Source organism: Escherichia sp. UTM R2, assembly GCF_048593455.1.
Taxonomy (GTDB): Bacteria; Pseudomonadota; Gammaproteobacteria; order Enterobacterales; family Enterobacteriaceae; genus Escherichia; species Escherichia coli.
This window is the reverse complement of the sequence record NZ_JBFWDY010000002.1, coordinates 2,997,651-3,015,777: the sequence shown is the minus strand read 5'-3', so window position 1 is coordinate 3,015,777 and position 18,127 is coordinate 2,997,651. Positions and strand designations below refer to the sequence as shown.

17 protein-coding genes are annotated in these 18,127 nt (G+C 52.3%); 6 read left to right on the top strand and 11 right to left on the bottom strand.

Features of this window, described 5'->3' with window-relative positions:
• Nucleotides 1-44: 44 nt before the first annotated feature.
• Nucleotides 45-1,409 carry an ATP-dependent RNA helicase RhlE gene (rhlE, locus tag AB4H76_RS15440; RefSeq protein WP_000007101.1) on the top strand — a complete coding sequence of 455 codons (1,365 nt, stop codon included), beginning with the start codon at nt 45-47 and terminating at the stop codon, nt 1,407-1,409.
• A 231-nt stretch (nt 1,410-1,640) separates the two neighbouring features.
• On the opposite strand, the gene ybiA is transcribed toward rhlE, so the two are convergent.
• Nucleotides 1,641-2,123, bottom strand: coding sequence for an N-glycosidase YbiA (ybiA, locus tag AB4H76_RS15435; protein WP_001145126.1), 483 nt, complete (start codon nt 2,121-2,123; stop codon nt 1,641-1,643).
• 119 nt (nt 2,124-2,242) lie between these two features.
• On the opposite strand from ybiA, the gene dinG reads away from it, so the two are divergent.
• The 4 genes from dinG (at nt 2,243) to ybiE (ending at nt 6,735) form a co-directional block, all read left to right on the top strand.
• Nucleotides 2,243-4,393: an ATP-dependent DNA helicase DinG gene (dinG, locus tag AB4H76_RS15430; protein WP_001340191.1), complete on the top strand. Its 2,151-nt coding sequence runs from the start codon at nt 2,243-2,245 to the stop codon at nt 4,391-4,393.
• Between the two features lie 27 nt (nt 4,394-4,420).
• On the top strand, nt 4,421-5,383 hold the full coding sequence (ybiB, locus tag AB4H76_RS15425) for a DNA-binding protein YbiB (protein WP_000386551.1): 963 nt from the start codon (nt 4,421-4,423) through the stop codon (nt 5,381-5,383).
• A 140-nt stretch (nt 5,384-5,523) separates the two neighbouring features.
• On the top strand, nt 5,524-6,609 hold the full coding sequence (hcxB, locus tag AB4H76_RS15420) for a hydroxycarboxylate dehydrogenase HcXB (RefSeq protein WP_000443530.1): 1,086 nt from the start codon (nt 5,524-5,526) through the stop codon (nt 6,607-6,609).
• A gap of 66 nt (nt 6,610-6,675) precedes the next feature.
• On the top strand, nt 6,676-6,735 hold the full coding sequence (gene ybiE / locus AB4H76_RS15415) for a protein YbiE (protein ID WP_211180490.1): 60 nt from the start codon (nt 6,676-6,678) through the stop codon (nt 6,733-6,735).
• A gap of 102 nt (nt 6,736-6,837) precedes the next feature.
• On the opposite strand, the gene ybiJ is transcribed toward ybiE, so the two are convergent.
• From ybiJ to mcbA, 5 genes are all read right to left on the bottom strand, one after another.
• The gene (ybiJ, locus tag AB4H76_RS15410) at nt 6,838-7,098 is read right to left on the bottom strand and encodes a DUF1471 family protein YbiJ (protein ID WP_000849301.1); all 261 of its coding nucleotides are present in this window, start codon (nt 7,096-7,098) and stop codon (nt 6,838-6,840) included.
• Nucleotides 7,099-7,362: 264 nt separating this feature from the next.
• Nucleotides 7,363-7,629, bottom strand: a complete 267-nt coding sequence (gene ybiI / locus AB4H76_RS15405) for a C4-type zinc finger protein YbiI (protein ID WP_000146343.1) — start codon at nt 7,627-7,629, stop codon at nt 7,363-7,365.
• A gap of 73 nt (nt 7,630-7,702) precedes the next feature.
• Entirely contained in the window at nt 7,703-8,380 is a 678-nt protein-coding gene (gene ybiX / locus AB4H76_RS15400; RefSeq protein WP_000990177.1) for a PKHD-type hydroxylase YbiX, read from the bottom strand.
• A 41-nt stretch (nt 8,381-8,421) separates the two neighbouring features.
• On the bottom strand, nt 8,422-10,704 hold the full coding sequence (locus AB4H76_RS15395; RefSeq protein ID WP_085452637.1) for a catecholate siderophore receptor Fiu: 2,283 nt from the start codon (nt 10,702-10,704) through the stop codon (nt 8,422-8,424).
• A gap of 264 nt (nt 10,705-10,968) precedes the next feature.
• Nucleotides 10,969-11,229 (bottom strand): DUF1471 family periplasmic protein McbA, encoded by a 261-nt coding sequence (gene mcbA, locus AB4H76_RS15390; protein WP_032279019.1) that lies wholly within the window; start codon nt 11,227-11,229, stop codon nt 10,969-10,971.
• Between the two features lie 275 nt (nt 11,230-11,504).
• On the opposite strand from mcbA, the gene rlmF reads away from it, so the two are divergent.
• Nucleotides 11,505-12,431, top strand: a complete 927-nt coding sequence (rlmF, locus tag AB4H76_RS15385) for a 23S rRNA (adenine(1618)-N(6))-methyltransferase RlmF (RefSeq protein ID WP_159189409.1) — start codon at nt 11,505-11,507, stop codon at nt 12,429-12,431.
• Here rlmF and ybiO read toward each other — a convergent pair.
• The 5 genes from ybiO to dps all read right to left on the bottom strand — a co-directional run bounded on the left by ybiO (nt 12,428) and on the right by dps (nt 18,084).
• A complete protein-coding gene (gene ybiO, locus AB4H76_RS15380; protein ID WP_001267253.1) occupies nt 12,428-14,653 on the bottom strand; it encodes a mechanosensitive channel protein in 2,226 nt (741 codons plus the stop codon). The genes rlmF and ybiO overlap by 4 nt on opposite strands.
• A 260-nt stretch (nt 14,654-14,913) precedes the next feature.
• Nucleotides 14,914-15,636 (bottom strand): glutamine ABC transporter ATP-binding protein GlnQ, encoded by a 723-nt coding sequence (glnQ, locus tag AB4H76_RS15375; RefSeq protein WP_000569083.1) that lies wholly within the window; start codon nt 15,634-15,636, stop codon nt 14,914-14,916.
• Nucleotides 15,633-16,292 (bottom strand): glutamine ABC transporter permease GlnP, encoded by a 660-nt coding sequence (gene glnP / locus AB4H76_RS15370; RefSeq protein ID WP_001159065.1) that lies wholly within the window; start codon nt 16,290-16,292, stop codon nt 15,633-15,635. The genes glnQ and glnP overlap by 4 nt, the downstream gene beginning before the upstream one ends.
• Nucleotides 16,293-16,430: 138 nt before the next feature.
• Nucleotides 16,431-17,177, bottom strand: a complete 747-nt coding sequence (gene glnH / locus AB4H76_RS15365; RefSeq protein ID WP_000843866.1) for a glutamine ABC transporter substrate-binding protein GlnH — start codon at nt 17,175-17,177, stop codon at nt 16,431-16,433.
• Nucleotides 17,178-17,580: 403 nt separating this feature from the next.
• Nucleotides 17,581-18,084: a DNA starvation/stationary phase protection protein Dps gene (gene dps / locus AB4H76_RS15360; RefSeq protein WP_000100800.1), complete on the bottom strand. Its 504-nt coding sequence runs from the start codon at nt 18,082-18,084 to the stop codon at nt 17,581-17,583.
• Nucleotides 18,085-18,127: the final 43 nt, after the last annotated feature.

The following is an 18,127-nucleotide window of genomic DNA, read 5'->3' as shown; positions in this document are numbered from 1 at the left end:
CCTGAAAACTACACCGGTAACGGTCGGGGCGGTTCGGAGTAGTTATGTCTTTCGATTCTTTGGGTTTAAGCCCTGATATCCTGCGCGCCGTTGCCGAGCAGGGTTACCGTGAACCCACCCCTATTCAGCAGCAGGCGATCCCTGCGGTGCTGGAAGGCCGCGACCTGATGGCTAGCGCCCAGACCGGCACCGGCAAAACAGCGGGCTTTACGCTGCCGCTGTTGCAACACCTGATCACTCGCCAGCCGCACGCCAAAGGGCGTCGTCCGGTACGTGCGCTCATTCTTACCCCGACCCGTGAACTGGCGGCGCAGATTGGCGAAAACGTCCGTGATTACAGCAAATACCTGAACATTCGTTCGCTGGTGGTGTTTGGTGGTGTGAGTATTAACCCGCAGATGATGAAACTGCGTGGCGGCGTTGATGTGCTGGTGGCAACCCCGGGACGTTTGCTGGACCTGGAACATCAGAATGCAGTGAAGCTGGATCAGGTTGAAATCCTCGTCCTCGATGAAGCTGACCGCATGCTCGACATGGGCTTTATCCACGATATCCGTCGCGTGTTAACAAAACTACCTGCGAAGCGCCAGAACCTGTTATTCTCCGCGACCTTCTCTGACGATATTAAAGCCCTGGCGGAAAAACTGTTGCACAACCCGCTGGAAATCGAAGTGGCACGCCGCAATACCGCGTCTGATCAGGTGACCCAGCACGTTCACTTTGTCGATAAGAAACGCAAACGCGAATTGCTGTCGCACATGATTGGGAAAGGGAACTGGCAGCAGGTGCTGGTGTTTACCCGTACCAAACACGGCGCTAACCATCTGGCTGAACAGCTCAATAAAGATGGCATCCGTAGTGCGGCGATCCACGGCAATAAATCGCAAGGTGCGCGTACTCGTGCGCTGGCTGATTTTAAATCGGGCGATATTCGTGTACTGGTGGCAACTGACATCGCTGCGCGCGGCCTGGATATTGAAGAGCTGCCGCACGTCGTCAACTATGAACTGCCAAACGTACCTGAAGATTATGTCCACCGTATCGGGCGTACCGGTCGTGCGGCTGCTACCGGTGAAGCGTTGTCGCTGGTGTGTGTTGATGAACACAAACTGCTGCGTGATATCGAAAAACTGCTGAAAAAAGAGATCCCGCGCATTGCGATTCCGGGCTATGAGCCGGACCCGTCAATCAAAGCCGAACCGATCCAGAACGGTCGCCAGCAACGTGGCGGCGGCGGTCGTGGGCAAGGTGGTGGTCGCGGTCAACAGCAACCACGCCGTGGGGAAGGTGGCGCAAAATCTGCAAGCGCGAAACCTGCAGAAAAACCGTCTCGCCGCCTCGGCGATGCCAAACCGGCAGGCGAACAACAACGTCGCCGCCGTCCGCGTAAACCTGCCGCTGCGCAGTAATCTTTTATGCCGGGCTATGCCCGGCATCAGGCTGATGAACAAACGCAAAACTGCCTGATGCGCTACGCTTATCAGGCCTACGTGAACTCTGCAATATATTGAATTTGCATGCTTTTGTAGGCCGGATAAGGCGTTTACGCCGCATCCGGCATTTCACAACAAGCACTTGTCAGCAATTTGAGAACACGGGAAAAAATTTATCTGTTTTACCGCCCATAAGCCACCGAGACGTTACTTCTCTATAGCCAATTGTTCGCGCAACTCCATTAAAAGGTAGCCCAGTCGATTCTTGCCCTTACCATGACCACCGTCTCCCCAGTAAGCATCGTTTTCCGTATGCTCAACCAGTTTTGCGGGCGCGGTTGCCAGCAAGAGCGCACGCAGTTCTGCATGCTGTTCGAATTTAGCGCGAAGTGCTTTTCGCATCACCTGTTCTTTGACCGACTCCCAGTTTTTACGCAGAGGCTTAGAACGATCGCGCCCCATGCGTGCGGCGACCATAGGGGAAGAAACCCGACGGATCTCTTCGCGGTATTTTTCATCAAGGAATTTTTGTGCCTGAAAATAGTGTTCTGAGGTGGGCCAGGTTTTCCCGTCAACCTTGATGGGCCAGGCGGCAAAGTTAGAAAAATCACCGTAGTCATCGCTGGTGCTGTAGAAATTTATGATGGTGTCTTGCATGACGTGTTGGATCCTTTGTGCTCGAACGGGCATTAAACCGCATTATGTTGGTGGTTATTGCGAGCCGCTTTCCAGAAACAGAAAAACCATTACCCCTGAAAACCGAAAAATGCCACAATATTGGCTGTTTATACAGTATTTCAGGTTTTCTCATGGCATTAACCGCCGCGCTTAAAGCGCAAATTGCCGCCTGGTATAAGGCGCTTCAGGAACAGATCCCCGACTTTATTCCCCGTGCGCCGCAGCGGCAGATGATTGCGGACGTCGCCAAAACGCTGGCCGGAGAAGAAGGGCGGCATCTGGCGATTGAAGCCCCCACCGGCGTTGGGAAAACGCTCTCCTATTTGATCCCCGGCATCGCCATTGCCCGCGAAGAGCAAAAAACGCTGGTGGTGAGTACCGCCAACGTGGCGTTGCAGGATCAGATTTACAGCAAAGATTTACCGCTGCTGAAAAAGATCATTCCCGATCTTAAATTCACTGCCGCTTTTGGGCGTGGGCGCTACGTTTGCCCGCGTAATCTGACGGCGCTCGCCAGCACTGAGCCCACGCAACAGGATCTGCTGGCGTTTCTTGACGACGAACTGACGCCAAATAATCAGGAAGAGCAAAAACGTTGTGCGAAGCTGAAGGGCGATCTCGACACTTATAAATGGGATGGTCTGCGCGATCATACTGATATCGCTATAGATGACGATCTCTGGCGTCGTTTAAGTACCGACAAAGCCAGCTGCCTCAACCGCAACTGTTACTACTATCGTGAATGCCCGTTTTTTGTTGCTCGTCGGGAGATTCAGGAAGCGGAAGTGGTGGTGGCAAACCATGCGCTGGTGATGGCGGCGATGGAAAGCGAAGCGGTATTGCCTGACCCGAAAAATTTACTGCTGGTGCTGGACGAAGGCCATCACCTGCCGGATGTGGCGCGGGATGCGCTTGAGATGAGCGCCGAAATCACCGCGCCGTGGTATCGGCTACAGCTGGACTTGTTCACGAAACTGGTCGCTACCTGCATGGAGCAGTTTCGCCCGAAGACCATCCCACCGCTGGCGATCCCTGAACGTTTGAATGCGCATTGTGAAGAGTTGTATGAGCTTATCGCCTCGTTAAACAACATTCTCAATCTCTACATGCCTGCCGGGCAGGAGGCAGAGCACCGTTTTGCGATGGGCGAACTGCCAGATGAAGTGCTGGAGATCTGCCAGCGGCTGGCAAAACTCACCGAGATGCTGCGTGGCCTGGCGGAGTTATTTCTTAACGATTTAAGTGAGAAAACCGGCAGCCATGACATTGTACGTCTGCATCGGTTGATTTTGCAGATGAACCGCGCGTTGGGGATGTTCGAGGCGCAAAGCAAACTCTGGCGGCTGGCTTCGCTGGCGCAATCTTCCGGTGCACCGGTGACCAAATGGGCGACGCGGGAAGAGCGCGAAGGGCAGCTACACCTCTGGTTTCACTGCGTGGGAATACGTGTCAGCGATCAGCTGGAAAGGCTGCTGTGGCGCAGTATTCCGCACATTATTGTCACCTCCGCAACCTTGCGTTCGCTGAACAGTTTTTCGCGTTTGCAGGAGATGAGTGGTCTGAAAGAGAAAGCGGGCGACCGTTTTGTGGCGCTGGATTCCCCCTTTAACCACTGCGAACAGGGCAAAATTGTTATTCCCCGGATGCGCGTTGAGCCTTCCATCGACAACGAAGAGCAGCATATTGCCGAAATGGCGGCCTTTTTCCGTAAGCAGGTGGAGAGCAAAAAACATCTCGGTATGTTGGTACTGTTTGCCAGCGGACGGGCGATGCAGCGCTTTCTCGACTATGTGACGGATTTACGTCTGATGTTGCTGGTTCAGGGCGATCAGCCGCGTTACCGTTTAGTTGAACTGCACCGCAAACGCGTCGCCAACGGTGAGCGCAGCGTGCTGGTGGGCTTACAGTCATTTGCCGAAGGGCTTGATTTGAAAGGTGATCTGCTCAGCCAGGTGCATATCCACAAAATCGCTTTTCCGCCCATCGACAGCCCGGTGGTGATCACCGAAGGGGAATGGCTGAAAAGCCTCAACCGCTATCCGTTTGAGGTGCAAAGCCTGCCGAGCGCCTCGTTTAACCTGATTCAGCAGGTTGGGCGACTGATTCGAAGCCACGGTTGCTGGGGCGAAGTGGTTATCTACGACAAACGCTTGCTGACCAAAAATTATGGCAAGCGACTACTGGATGCATTACCGGTATTTCCGATAGAGCAACCGGAAGTCCCTGAAGGTATAGTTAAAAAGAAAGAAAAAACGAAATCCCCACGCCGTCGGCGGCGTTAATGATGTGAGTCAGGTAAGGAGTCGTAAATGGACTATCGCAAAATCATTAAAGAGATCGGGCGCGGGAAAAACCACGCGCGCGATTTAGACCGGGATACTGCGCGCGGTCTGTATGCTCATATGCTCAATGGTGAAGTCCCTGACCTTGAGTTGGGCGGCGTATTGATTGCGCTGCGTATCAAAGGAGAAGGGGAAGCAGAGATGCTCGGCTTTTACGAAGCCATGCAAAATCACACCATCAAGCTGACGCCGCCAGCAGGCAAGCCGATGCCGATTGTCATCCCCAGTTACAACGGCGCGCGTAAACAGGCCAACCTGACGCCGTTGTTGGCGATTCTCCTGCACAAACTCGGTTTTCCTGTGGTGGTTCACGGGGTTAGCGAAGATCCAACCCGCGTGCTGACTGAAACCATTTTTGAATTGATGGGTATTACGCCAACGTTGCACGGCGGGCAGGCGCAGGCGAAGCTCGACGAACATCAACCGGTGTTTATGCCAGTCGGCGCGTTTTGCCCGCCGCTGGAAAAACAACTGGCGATGCGCTGGCGGATGGGCGTGCGTAACAGTGCACATACCCTGGCGAAACTGGCGACGCCATTTGCCGAAGGTGAGGCGCTGCGTCTTTCCAGCGTTTCGCATCCGGAATACATTGGACGCGTCGCGAAGTTCTTTAGCGATATCGGCGGGCGGGCGCTACTAATGCATGGTACTGAAGGTGAAGTGTATGCTAATCCGCAGCGCTGCCCGCAGATCAATCTCATTGACCGTGAAGGGATGCGGGTGCTGTATGAAAAACAGGACACTGCTGGTAGCGAGTTACTGCCACAAGCAAAAGATCCGGAAACCACGGCGCAGTGGATTGAGCGTTGCCTTGCTGGCAGCGAACCGATTCCCGAATCGCTGAAAATCCAGATGGCTTGCTGCCTGGTGGCTACGGGTGAAGCGGCAACTATCAGCGACGGCCTGGCGCGCGTTAATCAGGCATTTTAATTCTTTTCTCAGCCGGATGAGCCATGTCATCCGGCTTTTACCCCACCGCAATATGAAATTCCTGCATCTTTATTGACCTTCCCACGCCCGGCGTGCAGCATAAAAATACAACAAACACATAACATAAACAGGAGTTAACCATGGAAAGTGGTCATCGCTTTGATGCTCAGACGCTGCACAGTTTTATTCAGGCTGTATTTCGTCAGATGGGTAGCGAGGAACAAGAAGCGAAATTAGTTGCCGATCATTTAATCGCGGCAAACCTGGCAGGGCATGATTCACATGGTATTGGCATGATCCCAAGCTATGTACGCTCCTGGAGTCAGGGGCACCTGCAAATTAACCATCATGCCAAAACCGTTAAAGAGGCGGGGGCGGCGGTCACGCTCGATGGCGATCGCGCATTTGGTCAGGTCGCGGCACATGAAGCGATGGCGCTGGGGATTGAGAAAGCGCATCAGCACGGTATTGCCGCCGTGGCGCTACATAACTCGCATCATATCGGCCGTATCGGTTACTGGGCGGAGCAGTGTGCAGCGGCGGGGTTTGTCTCTATCCACTTTGTTAGCGTGGTCGGTATTCCAATGGTCGCGCCGTTCCACGGTCGCGACAGCCGCTTTGGCACCAATCCGTTCTGTGTGGTTTTCCCTCGTAAAGATAATTTCCCGCTGTTGCTTGATTACGCCACCAGCGCCATTGCATTTGGCAAAACCCGCGTCGCCTGGCATAAAGGCGTCCCCGTGCCGCCAGGTTGCCTGATTGACGTTAACGGCGTGCCGACGACCAATCCGGCGGTAATGCAGGAGTCGCCGTTGGGTTCGCTGTTGACCTTTGCCGAACATAAAGGCTACGCCCTTGCAGCGATGTGTGAAATTCTTGGCGGGGCGCTTTCCGGCGGTAAAACGACGCATCAGGAAACGTTACAAACCAGTCCCGATGCCATTCTTAACTGCATGACCACTATCATCATCAACCCGGAACTCTTCGGCGCGCCGGATTGTAACGCGCAGACCGAAGCCTTTGCCGAGTGGGTGAAAGCCTCGCCGCATGATGATGATAAGCCGATTTTGCTACCGGGCGAGTGGGAAGTGAACACGCGTCGCGAACGGCAGAAGCAGGGGATTCCACTGGATGCGGGAAGCTGGCAGGCCATTTGTGATGCAGCGCGGCAGATTGGTATGCCGGAAGAGACGTTGCAGGCTTTCTGTCAGCAGTTAGCCAGCTAAAAAAAAGCCCGTCCAGTGGCGGACGGGCAAACAAGGGTAACATAGGATCAATGAGGGTTAGAGCATATGCGTCTGTCGGCAAACAGACAGGGAAATACTTGTGCTGGACGTAGCGTAAACGCCTGATCCGTCCAACGGTTCGGATTTTGTAGGCCTGATAAGACGCGGTAGCGTCGCATCAGGCATCTGTTGCCGGATGCGGCGTAAACGCCTTATCCGTCCTACGAATTACTTATAAATTACCGCAGTACCGCTTAATTTATTGTTGTTGGTGGCGGAAGTGATGCTGTATCCACTGGCACCGGCTGCCGCGGCTTTCTCAGCCAGTTTCGCTTCCAGGGCATCGAGGGTGGATGCGCCATCGGCAGAAACCACGCCGATTTTATTCATGTTCTGTGCCTGGGATGCCGTTACCGGTTCCGCCGCGAACACGCCAAATGACAGAGTTGAAAGAGCCATAGCAGCAACAACAGTATTGATAGTTTTCATAATTAATCTCTCGCAGGTGATTTTTGTATAAGTGACGTTGTTTCGTCGATGTGATGAGTATCACGTTTTTTTACGAGAGATAAAATCGAAGAGAATTGACCGCCTTGTTCAAATAAATTGATTGATATCTAACCTACTGATAAACCATTTATTTGTTGTACTTATGAACTTGTTTTATACCGCGTGGCAGTCACAGCAGCGTTAAAGGCACGGAATGACACGCAAAATACAAATTATACTCGCTATGCATCTCGCCAGTTGTAGTTAACGTAACTGGCTGTCTTTCGAACCTCTGCGATTATATCCTGTATAAGCTGGTTTTTGTAAATCTTTCTCCTGCTGACAATGAATACATAAGCGCACGCCAGGAATGGCTTCCCGACGGGCCTGCGGGATGGGGGCACCGCACTCTTCACATTCATCCAAGCTTTCGCCGCGCGGAATTTCACCCCGAGCGCGGGCAATCGCATCTTCAATTGTACTGTTGATCTGTTCGTTGACGGCGTCATCGTTAGCCCAACCGGATGCCATATCGACCTCCCCATATCAATACTTGTACAGTTAAGTGTAGCTAATCCAGGGACGAACTCGGGCAGTTCAAGCATCAGATCTCCGACCATTCCCGCAGCAGATTATGATAAAGATTAAGCAGCGACAGGATCTCTTCACTTTCGCCGTAGCGGCTTTTCAGCGACTGAATATTGTTGTCCAGTTCAAACAGCATGGCGCGCTTTTTATCATCGCGGATCATCGACTGGATCCACATAAATGATGCCACTCGTACGCCGCGGGTTACGGGTGTCACGCAATGCAGGCTGCTGGAGGGATACAACACGAGATCGCCTGCCGGGAGTTTTACCCGATGTTGTCCGAAGGTGTCATTAACGACCAGTTCGCCGCCGTCGTAGCTTTGTGGATCGCTTAAAAACAGCGTGGCAGAAAGGTCAGTACGCATCCAGCCGTTTTGTGGATGGCTGCGTACTGCGCCATCCACATGGAAACCATAGGTTTCATTGTTCTGATAGCGATTAAACAGCGGCGTGGAAAGGGTACGCGGCAAGGCCGCGGCAAAGAATAAAGCATGTTGGTTAACCGCGTTCAGCACCTCATTTTGCAGGGCGGCGTATAACGTGCTGCGGGTGTCGACCTGTTGATTGTTCTTAACTTGCGCACCTTGTGCGCCGGTGGTGACGCGTCCATCCACCCATTCGGCTTGTTCCAGTTGTTCGCGAAAACGAGCGACGTCCTGTGGCGATAACACGCCGGGAATGTGGTACATCATACAATTTCTCCAAAAAGTGGGGCCTGCGCCCCACATCTGAATCAGAAATGCATATTGGCTGTGAGCAAGAAGGTTCTTGGCTCGCCCGGGTGATAACGGTAGCCGCTCTTGTTGATTGAGGCGACGTAATCGGTATCAAACAGGTTGTAAACGTTTAGCTGGAAGTCGAGATTGCGATTAACTCGATACCCCAGTTTGGCATCGGCGACCCAGTAACCTTCGGTAAACGCTGGCGTTCCCACCGCGCCGTCTGAACCTTTATGCATACTGCCGATATAGCGTGCGCCCGCGCCAACAGAGATATCGTCGGTTGCCTGATATTGGCTCCATAAGGTGAAGGCGTGCTCCGGGGTATACGGCAGCGATGAGGAACCATCCTGGGCAACATCTTTGCCGTTTTTGATGGTTGCTTTTTGCTGGGTATAGCCGCCAATCACCTGCCACGCGGGAGTGATATTCCCGGCCACGGATATCTCATAGCCTTCGACGCGTTTCTTACCGTATTGCGAGTAAGTTCCGTCATCATTTTGCTCAACTTCATTTTCGATATCAGTGCGGAACAGCGCGGCGGTGAGCAACAGACGTTTATCCAGAACCTGCCATTTGGTGCCAATCTCGCTGGTGTTGGCTTTTTGCGGTTTAAAATCGGTGCGGTTGGCACTGTTACCGCTGCCAGACTGCGCAAGGGCGAAGTTGTTGCCGCCCGGAGGCTGCTGGGAAACGGCATAGTTAATATAGACATTGCCGTTTTCCGTCAGGTGATACAGCGCCCCGGCTTTCCAGTTCATCAGATTGCCCGACTTGGCGGTGTCGACGGTGGTGACCGGAGAACCTTTTGCCACACCAGTTGGGCAGGTGATGGCACCGCGTCCGCTGCCGCCGCAGGCGGTGGCACTGTCATATTCAGTATGATAATTATCCAGACGGATCCCGCCGTTCAGCTCAAAATCACGGGTGATTTGCAGCGTATCAAAGGCGTAAATTGCGAAGGTATCCGTCTGACCATTGGCGTTTGCGCCGTTGCGCGTCAGGCCGCCGGGATGAATGCTGCTGTCAGGATGATAAATATTTACCGCGGGTAACGTCACCGGATTAACGCCGTAGTTAGTCTGCGTTTCACGGGTAAATTCCACGCCGGTACTGACATCATGACCGATAGAACCGGTATAGAACGTCGAGGTCAGGTTGGTCTGGTTGGTGAGAATTTTATTACTCACATCTTTGGTATTCGCCGTGCGTGACCAGGTCCAGCTATTCACATCGCTGGTGGGCTGAGTAATATTCGACGCCCCGCCCATAATCGCCGTCATCAGGTAATCCTGCTTTACGCGCGACCAACGGGTAGTATTGCGAATGGTGGTGTTATCGTTGATGTCGTGCTCAAAACGCATGGTGGCGGTGTCGGTGGTCGAATCGTCGTAATCGGAATCCGTGCCGTAAAAGTTATGAGTATCAACTTTTCCGGAATGATTCAGGGCCGCCGTTCCCGCAGATGGGGCAGAATAGCCCGGCAAACCGATGGTCGGAATGCCGCCGTCTGGCGTGTTGTGCTGAGTGACATGCAGATAATTAAGATACAAACGATTCGCTGTACCAAGGCCAAAAGCGACAGAAGGGGCGACGCCGTAACGCTCATTTTTGACTTTGTCGCGTCCGGCATCGTGCGTTTTTTCGCCCATCACATTCAGGCGCACCGCGGTAGTATCACCAATGACCTGATTGACGTCCAGCGTGCCGCGGCGGAACCAGGCGCTGCCAATACTGGCGGAGGCGTCAATGCCGGAATCATTGCGCGGCTGTTTGCTGATCATATTGATCGAGCCCGTCGGTGCGCTGCGCCCGTAGTCGGTGCCGGACGGCCCTTTAATCACTTCGACCTGCTCGGTATTGAAGGTGTCGCGCGAGACGCTGCCGATATCGCGAATGCCATCAATATAAATGCTGTTAGAGGTATCGGCACCACGCATATAAATGGCGTCGCCAGTGGTGGAGTTACCGTTCTCACCCGCAAAAAACGCACCCACGCCGGGGACGTTTTTGAGCGCGTCGGTAAGGTTGGTTGCGCCCTGATCTTTAATCACTTGTTCAGAAATCACCGTCATCGTGCGGGTAGTATCCGCTACCGGACGCGAGAATTTCGGATCGGCAGATTGTTGTGGCGCATAAAGCGAAGGCGTTGATGCTTCGACAACCAGCGTGTCATCCGCGTTAGCTTGCCCTTCGGCGGCGAGTGCCTGTGCCACAGGCGTAATACCAATACAAAGACCGGCAAAGAACGTGAGCGAATGAAATTGTCTGGCAGGGAAATTGCGATTGTTTTCCATTTAGCAGGTGACTTTTTCTTATATGTTTAAGTTTTCACTGTCACGAGAAAGCATCTCTGCGGATGCGATGCCACTGTTAATCTCGTGATAGTATTCGTGTAAGTGATAATAATTTTGATAAGCATTATCACTTGGCGCGATTTTCTATCACCCATTGCGCGAAAAAGAAATACATTTATTTACATTGCGTTCATATTTGATGTTTTTTGATTACAAAACAGGCGAAAACTGCATCCAGAGGCGAATGCAGTTACGTTGGTGGGGTTATTTGTAGATGGTTGCAGTACCGAACATCTGGTCATTTCCGCCTGCGGAATTAATGACATAACCTTTCGCGCCTTGTTCGCGCGCTTTTTCTGCCAGTTTATCCTCCAGATCGCTTAGGTTTGATGCGCCAGTTGCCGAAACGGTACCGGCGGGCCGTAGCTGACCGCTGTCCAGGTTACTCATCGGTTGCGTGGCATAAGCCGTGAGAGAGATTCCGCTCAGGACGGTGGCAATCAGTAGTGTGAGGCACTTTTTCATAATGACATCCTCATAAATACGACGGGTAGTGCCTGATAAGGGTAGGTCGCCTGCGCGATGCAAATGACGCAAAAAATTGACAGAGATGTGCTTATTTTTTGAACGATATATTTTTACAAAATAAGACAAATCAATGACATGCATAATGCTGATTTTTATGATGAATTGCCATAAACCATAGCCATGTTAAGGTTTTGGGGAATGATAAACGCAGCCAGATATTTACCCTGTCGCGTTATGCGGGTATCTTACGCCGCTGCTTAAAGGAGAATGCTATGTCCGCCCAGAAACCGGGGTTGCATCCGCGCAACCGTCATCACAGCCGCTACGATCTCGCCACGCTTTGTCAGGTCAATCCTGAACTCAGGCAATTCCTCACGCTTACACCCGCCGGGGAGCAAAGCGTAGACTTTGCCAATCCGCTGGCGGTGAAGGCGCTCAATAAGGCGTTGCTGACCCATTTTTACGCCGTAGCGAACTGGGATATCCCCGACGGTTTTCTCTGCCCACCAGTACCGGGCCGGGCGGATTATATTCATCACCTTGCCGATTTACTGGCAGAAGCAAGCGGAACAATTCCAGCGAATGCCAGCATTCTGGATATCGGCGTTGGTGCGAACTGTATTTATCCGCTGATTGGCGTACATGAATATGGCTGGCGTTTTACCGGTAGTGAAACCAGCAGCCAGGCGTTAAGCAGTGCGCAGGCGATTATCAGTTCTAATCCGGGGCTTAACCGCGCCATTCGTCTGCGTCGGCAAAAAGAGAGTGGGGCGATTTTTAACGGCATCATCCATAAAAACGAGCAATACGACGCGACCTTGTGTAACCCGCCATTCCACGATTCCGCCGCTGCGGCACGGGCAGGTAGTGAGCGTAAACGCCGTAACCTGGGGCTGAACAAAGACGATGCACTGAACTTTGGCGGCCAGCAACAGGAGTTGTGGTGTGAAGGCGGTGAAGTCACCTTTATCAAAAAGATGATTGAAGAGAGCAAAGGCTTCGCGAAGCAGGTGATGTGGTTTACATCACTGGTATCTCGTGGTGAAAACTTACCGCCGTTGTATCGTGCCCTGACGGACGTGGGCGCGGTGAAGGTGGTTAAAAAAGAGATGGCCCAGGGGCAAAAGCAGAGTCGCTTTATTGCCTGGACCTTTATGAACGACGAGCAGCGCCGCCGTTTTGTCAATCGCCAGCGTTAAAGCGTTGGTTCCCCCGGCGGTAACGGTTCAGCCGGGGTCGCGCCCGGAGCAGGCAGCACCTGATAAGTCTGCACTGGCGCGCGAACGCCCGCCAGGTCGAAATGTTTTTTCACCTGGCTGTCGAGGGCAAAGCGTACCGTCCACTGTTTGAGTGGCAGCGTGGTGAACGAAACACGCAGTGTAAACGCGGTATTGCTTAAGCCGACAATCCCGGCAAAATTCGGTTCACCAATAATCAGCCCGCGAATTTCTTCGTTTTCCATTAATTCCGCTACCGCATCTTTCAGTGCCTGATTGGCTTTATCAGCATCTTCATGGCGATCAACATCATAATTTGCCACCACCGAACCAATGCCGCGGACAAAGTTAGCAAAGGTGGTTATCGAAGACCACGGAATGATGTGATACGCCCCGGTATCCTGGCGTACGCCCACGGAGCGAATCGACATCCGTTCCACTGTGCCGGTCAACGGCCCGATAGTCACCAAATCTCCAGTGTTCATGCCGTTTTCAAACTGAATAAATACCCCGGTGATAATATCTTTCACCAGCGTTTGCGAACCAAACGAGATAGCCAGACCTAATGCCCCGGCACCTGCCAGCAATGGCGCGATATTGACGCCGATTTCCGACAACACAATCATGATGGTGATGGTACTGATAATCACCGCCAGCGCGTTACGAAACAGCGTAAGCAGGGTACGCGTGCGGGCGCTGGGTAGCGGGCGGCCATGAATATCCGAAGCCAGCCGGTTTTCGATCAAACTGGCGAGCACCGTCCAGCCAACCGCCGAGAAGAAAAGAATGAGTGCGATACGGATCAGGATATCTACGGTTTTCTGCCCCGCGCCGTTTTGCAGCCAGTTCCAGAAATCGAACAATCCCCATGCGCTCAACAGCAACATTACCGCCACGCAGACTGTCAGAATACGCGCCGTTTTCAGCGCCGCCGACAGCCAGCCATTCAACCGTTTTTGCAGCTCCGGATAGTTACGCTGAGTATGTGGCGAGAGAGTGATGGTTTTCGCCAGCCAGCGGGAAAACATACCGGAAACAAACGCTGCGATACCAATAATCGCCAGGCTGCGCACCGTTGCACCCATCATAAATTTCAGGCTGTTGCCCGGATCGAACAACGAAAAGAAAAACAGCACGATAAAATAGGCGCTTGCCAGCCAGTGCCACACCAGCGCAAAGGCGCGGATAAACAGGCTGAAAAAGGCCAGCGAATGCTCCGCGAAGTTGAGCAAATGCTGGGTAATCTCTTTTTTATTACGAAAGATCAGGTACAACGCCCAGACGGTCATGCACAGCATAATGATGACGTTCGCCAGCGCACCTATCTGTACATTCACCTGATTAGAGATAATCGGCACGGCCACAATCAGGCCATAACCTATCAAACTGCTTAACCAGCTCAGGCGACGACTCCAGTAACGGGCGCTCTCGTCCTGAATCGTGAACGGGCGCAGCTCCGCCACGTTTGGGCAAAAAATCAGGCGTAGTACGGCTTTGAAAAATTCAATGAGGGCAAAGGCGTTGAGAAACAAACTTTGTTGGAAAGCGATGGTGCGACTGCCTGCATTCAGGTTGTCGCTTAATACCTGGCCGACAAATAATGTCAGGGCCAGTAACAGCAGGTCGATAATAAACGCCCCGATAATCATCGCCGGAAGCTGCAACCAGTTGCTGCGCTCACGATTTTTTTGCCGCGCCCACTGACCCATTTTGCGATACAGCGGCAGTGCGCACAGGCGAATCAGCCAGTAAAAACCAAACACTAATACCGCTAACATTGAAAAATGGGTCAGCGCATTGCTGAAGGTTTGTGGATTAAACGGCTTATGCGGGGAGCCGGTGATATTGCGATAAAGTTGCCCGAAGCGGGCGGAAAGGGCTTCACCATAATGGCGGCTGACTTCGGTGACCTTTTGCAGCACGGTTTGCTCTTCGACCAGCGTCGGCGGCACTATTTTTGGTACCGGTTCAGCAGGGGGCGTAGCGGCAACGGTGCGCAACTGGTCGATCAACTCTTTACGCGAGGTGTCATTATCCAGCACATCCGCCAGTGCGCCATAGGCCGCTTTTTTTTGTTCGATATCCGGTTCCGGGGCCGGTTCAGTCGTTGAGTCCGTTGTCGTTGTGGTTGTAACGCCGGGTATGGATACCGCGTGGGCAGGTGCGCCCAGCAGGCAGAAGAGGATGAACAGGATCCACCGCATGACTCCTCCAGTGAGAAAATAGAGCAAAAAGATAAGTATAGATGCTGGAGGAGGGGCGATTTTAAATGAGAGGAATCTGGTGTGCCTCCCTTTCGGGTGAAAGGGAGGAAGGGATATTAAGCAGGTTGCTGACAACGTGCGGGCTTTTTTGCCGGATGCGGCGTGAACGCCTTATCCGTCCTACAAGTTCATGCAATTTTAATAAGTTGCCAGATATCCTGTAGGCCTGATAAGCGTAGCGCATCAGGCAATGTGTCTTATTAAGAGACGTGCTGCAAAAATTCCTGCAAGCGCTGGCTCGGCGGGTTCTTGATCAACACCTGCGGATTGCCATCTTCCGCAATCCGGCCTTTGTCGATAAAGATCAGCCGCGAAGCTACTTTCTCGGCAAAACCGATTTCGTGGGTCACGATCACCATCGTCATCCCTTCTTCAGCCAGATCCTGCATAACCTTCAGCACTTCATGGCGCAGTTCCGGGTCAAGAGCGGAAGTCGGTTCATCAAACAGCATCATTTTCGGCTTCACCGCCAGCGCGCGGGCAATCGCCACACGCTGCTGTTGACCACCAGAAAGTTCGGAAGGGTAGTGATGTGCACGTTCTGCCAGACCGACTTTCGCCAGCAGCTCACGCGCCAGTTTTTCCGCCTCTTCTTTGTTCGCGCCACGCACGCGTAGCGGACCAAACATGACGTTTTCCAGCGCCGTCAGATGCGGGAAGAGGTAAAACTGCTGGAACACCATACCTGCTTCCTGGCGAATCAGGCGCTCGTCAACTTTCGGATCGTTAACCTTCAGGCCATCGACAATCAGATCGCCGGAGGTGATTTCTTCCAGTTTGTTGATGCAGCGCAGCAGGGTCGATTTACCGGAACCGGACGGCCCGATAATCACCACGACTTCGCCCTGGGCAATGTTCAAATCGATATTGTGCAGCACCTGGGTTGGGCCAAAGTGCTTGGAGACGTTTTTAAATTCAATCACAGGATTTTCATCCTTCTTTCCAGACGACGCAGAATAAAGCTCAGCACCAGGGTAATAATCAGATAGAACACCGCCACGGCGCTCCAGATCTCAAGGGCGCGGAAGTTACCGGCAATAATTTCTTGCCCCTGACGGGTCAGTTCCGCCACGCCGATCACAATAAACAGCGAGGTGTCTTTAATGCTGATGATCCACTGGTTACCCAGCGGCGGCAGCATACGACGCAGTGCCAGCGGTAAAATGACGTAGCGAATGGTTTCCCAACGTGAAAGACCGAGCGCCAGTCCTGCTTCACGAAAACCTTTGTGGATAGACAGCACCGCACCACGCGTGATTTCCGCAATATACGCGCCGGAGTTGATCATGATGGTGACCACCGCCGCAGTAAATGGGTCGATGCGTAAGTCGTTAAACGCCATCGGCAGGGCGAAATAAATAAACATCACCTGGACGACGATAGGTGTGCCGCGGATCACTTCAATAAAGACCAGCGCGACGTGGTTGGCTATCCAACCTCCGAAGGTGCGTGCAAAACCTGCCAGCAATCCGATTACCAGACCGCCTGCCAGACCGAGGACCGAAATCCACAGGGTCATTTTGGCACCTTCAATCAGAAGCGGAATGGCAGGCCAGATGGCACTCCAGTCAAACTGCATATGTTGTTCCTGTTACCGTGGTGTAAATAATCAAATTCAGGGTAATTAATGGCCCCGGAGCGGGTTTGCGCCCCTCACCCTAATCCTCTCCCCAGAGGGGAGAGGGAACTGCCAGTGCGTTTTACAGGTGTAGCGTTATTATTTCGGTTCAGTACCGAACCATTTTTTGTAGATTTCGTTGTAAGTTCCGTTCTCGCGCAGGGTTTTCAACGCGCCGTTGACTTTGTCACGCAGCTCGTCGCTACCTTTCGGGAACGCAATACCGTATTGCTGCGCTTCCAGAGAGTCACCTACCGCTTTGAACTGACCGTTACCGGCGGTTTTGATGAAGTACAGAATGTTTGGCGTATCGTGCAGAACGGCGTCTGCGCGGTTGGTGCCCAGTTCCATATAGGCGTTATCGATGTTCGGGAACTGACGCAGATCTTTAGTTTTGATGTTTGCTTTCGCGTAATCAACGGAGCCAGTACCGCTCTTCACAGCAACCACTTTCCCGTCGAGATCTTTCACGCTTTTCACATCGTTATTGTTAGCTTTCACCATCACTAACAGGCCGCTTTTGTAGTAGCCGTCAGAGAAATCGATCGCTTTTTTACGCTCGTCGGTGATGGTAATGCCCGCCAGCGCCAGATCGACGTTTTTGGTTTGCAGTGCCGGAATGATCCCACTGAAATCCATCGGCTTCAGTTCGTAATCCAGCTTCAGCTCTTTAGCGATGGCAGCCCACAGATCAACGTCAAAGCCCACATATTTATCGCCCTGTTTAAATTCAAACGGAACGAAGGCGGTATCCGTCGCGACAACTAATTTTTTATCCGCGGCATGAGAAGAAACCGCAAAAGCCAGGGTCAGTGCAGCCAGTGAAACTTTTAATACAGACTTCATAGCATTTCCTTTTTTCTATCCACGGGACGATCCCCTGCGTGACATTCACATATATGAAAAAATCGTGCCAGTTTTGCAACTCCTTGATTTTTCGAGATGCGGCAAAAACGTGATGCACGATTTATAGGGCAATACCCTGAAGATGCACCATTCTGGGGCACCAATCTGGTGCGCTAAAATTGTGCACTCAACACAGTGATTATTTAGCGTAAAACCTGATGAAAAAACAATCTTTATGTAACGATTGTGTGATGATGTGGATACAAAAAATTTACTTAATCAGCTGGAGATAGCAGATGGATGCACTAAATAAGTGCGTTGAGGTGGGCTGCAAAACAAAACGGCCTCCTGTCAGGAAGCCGCTTTTATCGGGTACTAAAGTTCTGCACCATCAGCGATGGATTTATTCGATGTTAGACTCGATAAACCACAGGAATTTATCCAGGTCGCGAGACGCGGCGGTCAGGATATCTGCGGTGTCGTCATCTTTCGCTTCGCCAATCGCTTTGCGTACGTCATTAGCGACGATTGCGTAACGGTCAGCCAGTTCTTTCAGGTGATCCTGAACGTTGTGGATGTCCAGCGGGTAACTTTTCAGCGGGGTTTTGCTGTTGATAACTTGAGTGGTCCCCAGAGCTACACCGCCCAGCTGCACTGCACGTTCTGCCATGGTATCCAGATGATCGATCAGTGCGGTGCGGAAGCCATCCAGCATTTCATGTACGGCAATGAAGTTAGCGCCGCGCATGTTCCAGTGCGCTTGTTTGGTAATCAAAGAAAGATCAATAAACTGGATAACCTGGCGATTCAGCAACTCTACTGTTGCTTTTTTCTCGCTGTCGGAGACATCGTTGCGGGTATAAAGCAGATTGGTCGCTTTTGATTTAACTAATTTAGCGGTACTCATAATTTCATATCCTCTTGATGTTATGTCCCAGTAATTAACGAGA

What these genes read in the sequence shown, in the direction of transcription:
- rhlE (WP_000007101.1), top strand. Translation starts at nt 45, where the DNA reads ATGTCTTTCGATTCTTTGGGTTTAAGCCCTGATATCCTGCGCGCCGTT.
- ybiA (WP_001145126.1), bottom strand. Translation starts at nt 2,123, where the DNA reads ATGCCCGTTCGAGCACAAAGGATCCAACACGTCATGCAAGACACCATC.
- dinG (WP_001340191.1), top strand. Translation starts at nt 2,243, where the DNA reads ATGGCATTAACCGCCGCGCTTAAAGCGCAAATTGCCGCCTGGTATAAG.
- ybiB (WP_000386551.1), top strand. Translation starts at nt 4,421, where the DNA reads ATGGACTATCGCAAAATCATTAAAGAGATCGGGCGCGGGAAAAACCAC.
- hcxB (WP_000443530.1), top strand. Translation starts at nt 5,524, where the DNA reads ATGGAAAGTGGTCATCGCTTTGATGCTCAGACGCTGCACAGTTTTATT.
- ybiJ (WP_000849301.1), bottom strand. Translation starts at nt 7,098, where the DNA reads ATGAAAACTATCAATACTGTTGTTGCTGCTATGGCTCTTTCAACTCTG.
- ybiI (WP_000146343.1), bottom strand. Translation starts at nt 7,629, where the DNA reads ATGGCATCCGGTTGGGCTAACGATGACGCCGTCAACGAACAGATCAAC.
- ybiX (WP_000990177.1), bottom strand. Translation starts at nt 8,380, where the DNA reads ATGATGTACCACATTCCCGGCGTGTTATCGCCACAGGACGTCGCTCGT.
- AB4H76_RS15395 (WP_085452637.1), bottom strand. Translation starts at nt 10,704, where the DNA reads ATGGAAAACAATCGCAATTTCCCTGCCAGACAATTTCATTCGCTCACG.
- mcbA (WP_032279019.1), bottom strand. Translation starts at nt 11,229, where the DNA reads ATGAAAAAGTGCCTCACACTACTGATTGCCACCGTCCTGAGCGGAATC.
- rlmF (WP_159189409.1), top strand. Translation starts at nt 11,505, where the DNA reads ATGTCCGCCCAGAAACCGGGGTTGCATCCGCGCAACCGTCATCACAGC.
- ybiO (WP_001267253.1), bottom strand. Translation starts at nt 14,653, where the DNA reads ATGCGGTGGATCCTGTTCATCCTCTTCTGCCTGCTGGGCGCACCTGCC.
- glnP (WP_001159065.1), bottom strand. Translation starts at nt 16,292, where the DNA reads ATGCAGTTTGACTGGAGTGCCATCTGGCCTGCCATTCCGCTTCTGATT.
- glnH (WP_000843866.1), bottom strand. Translation starts at nt 17,177, where the DNA reads ATGAAGTCTGTATTAAAAGTTTCACTGGCTGCACTGACCCTGGCTTTT.
- dps (WP_000100800.1), bottom strand. Translation starts at nt 18,084, where the DNA reads ATGAGTACCGCTAAATTAGTTAAATCAAAAGCGACCAATCTGCTTTAT.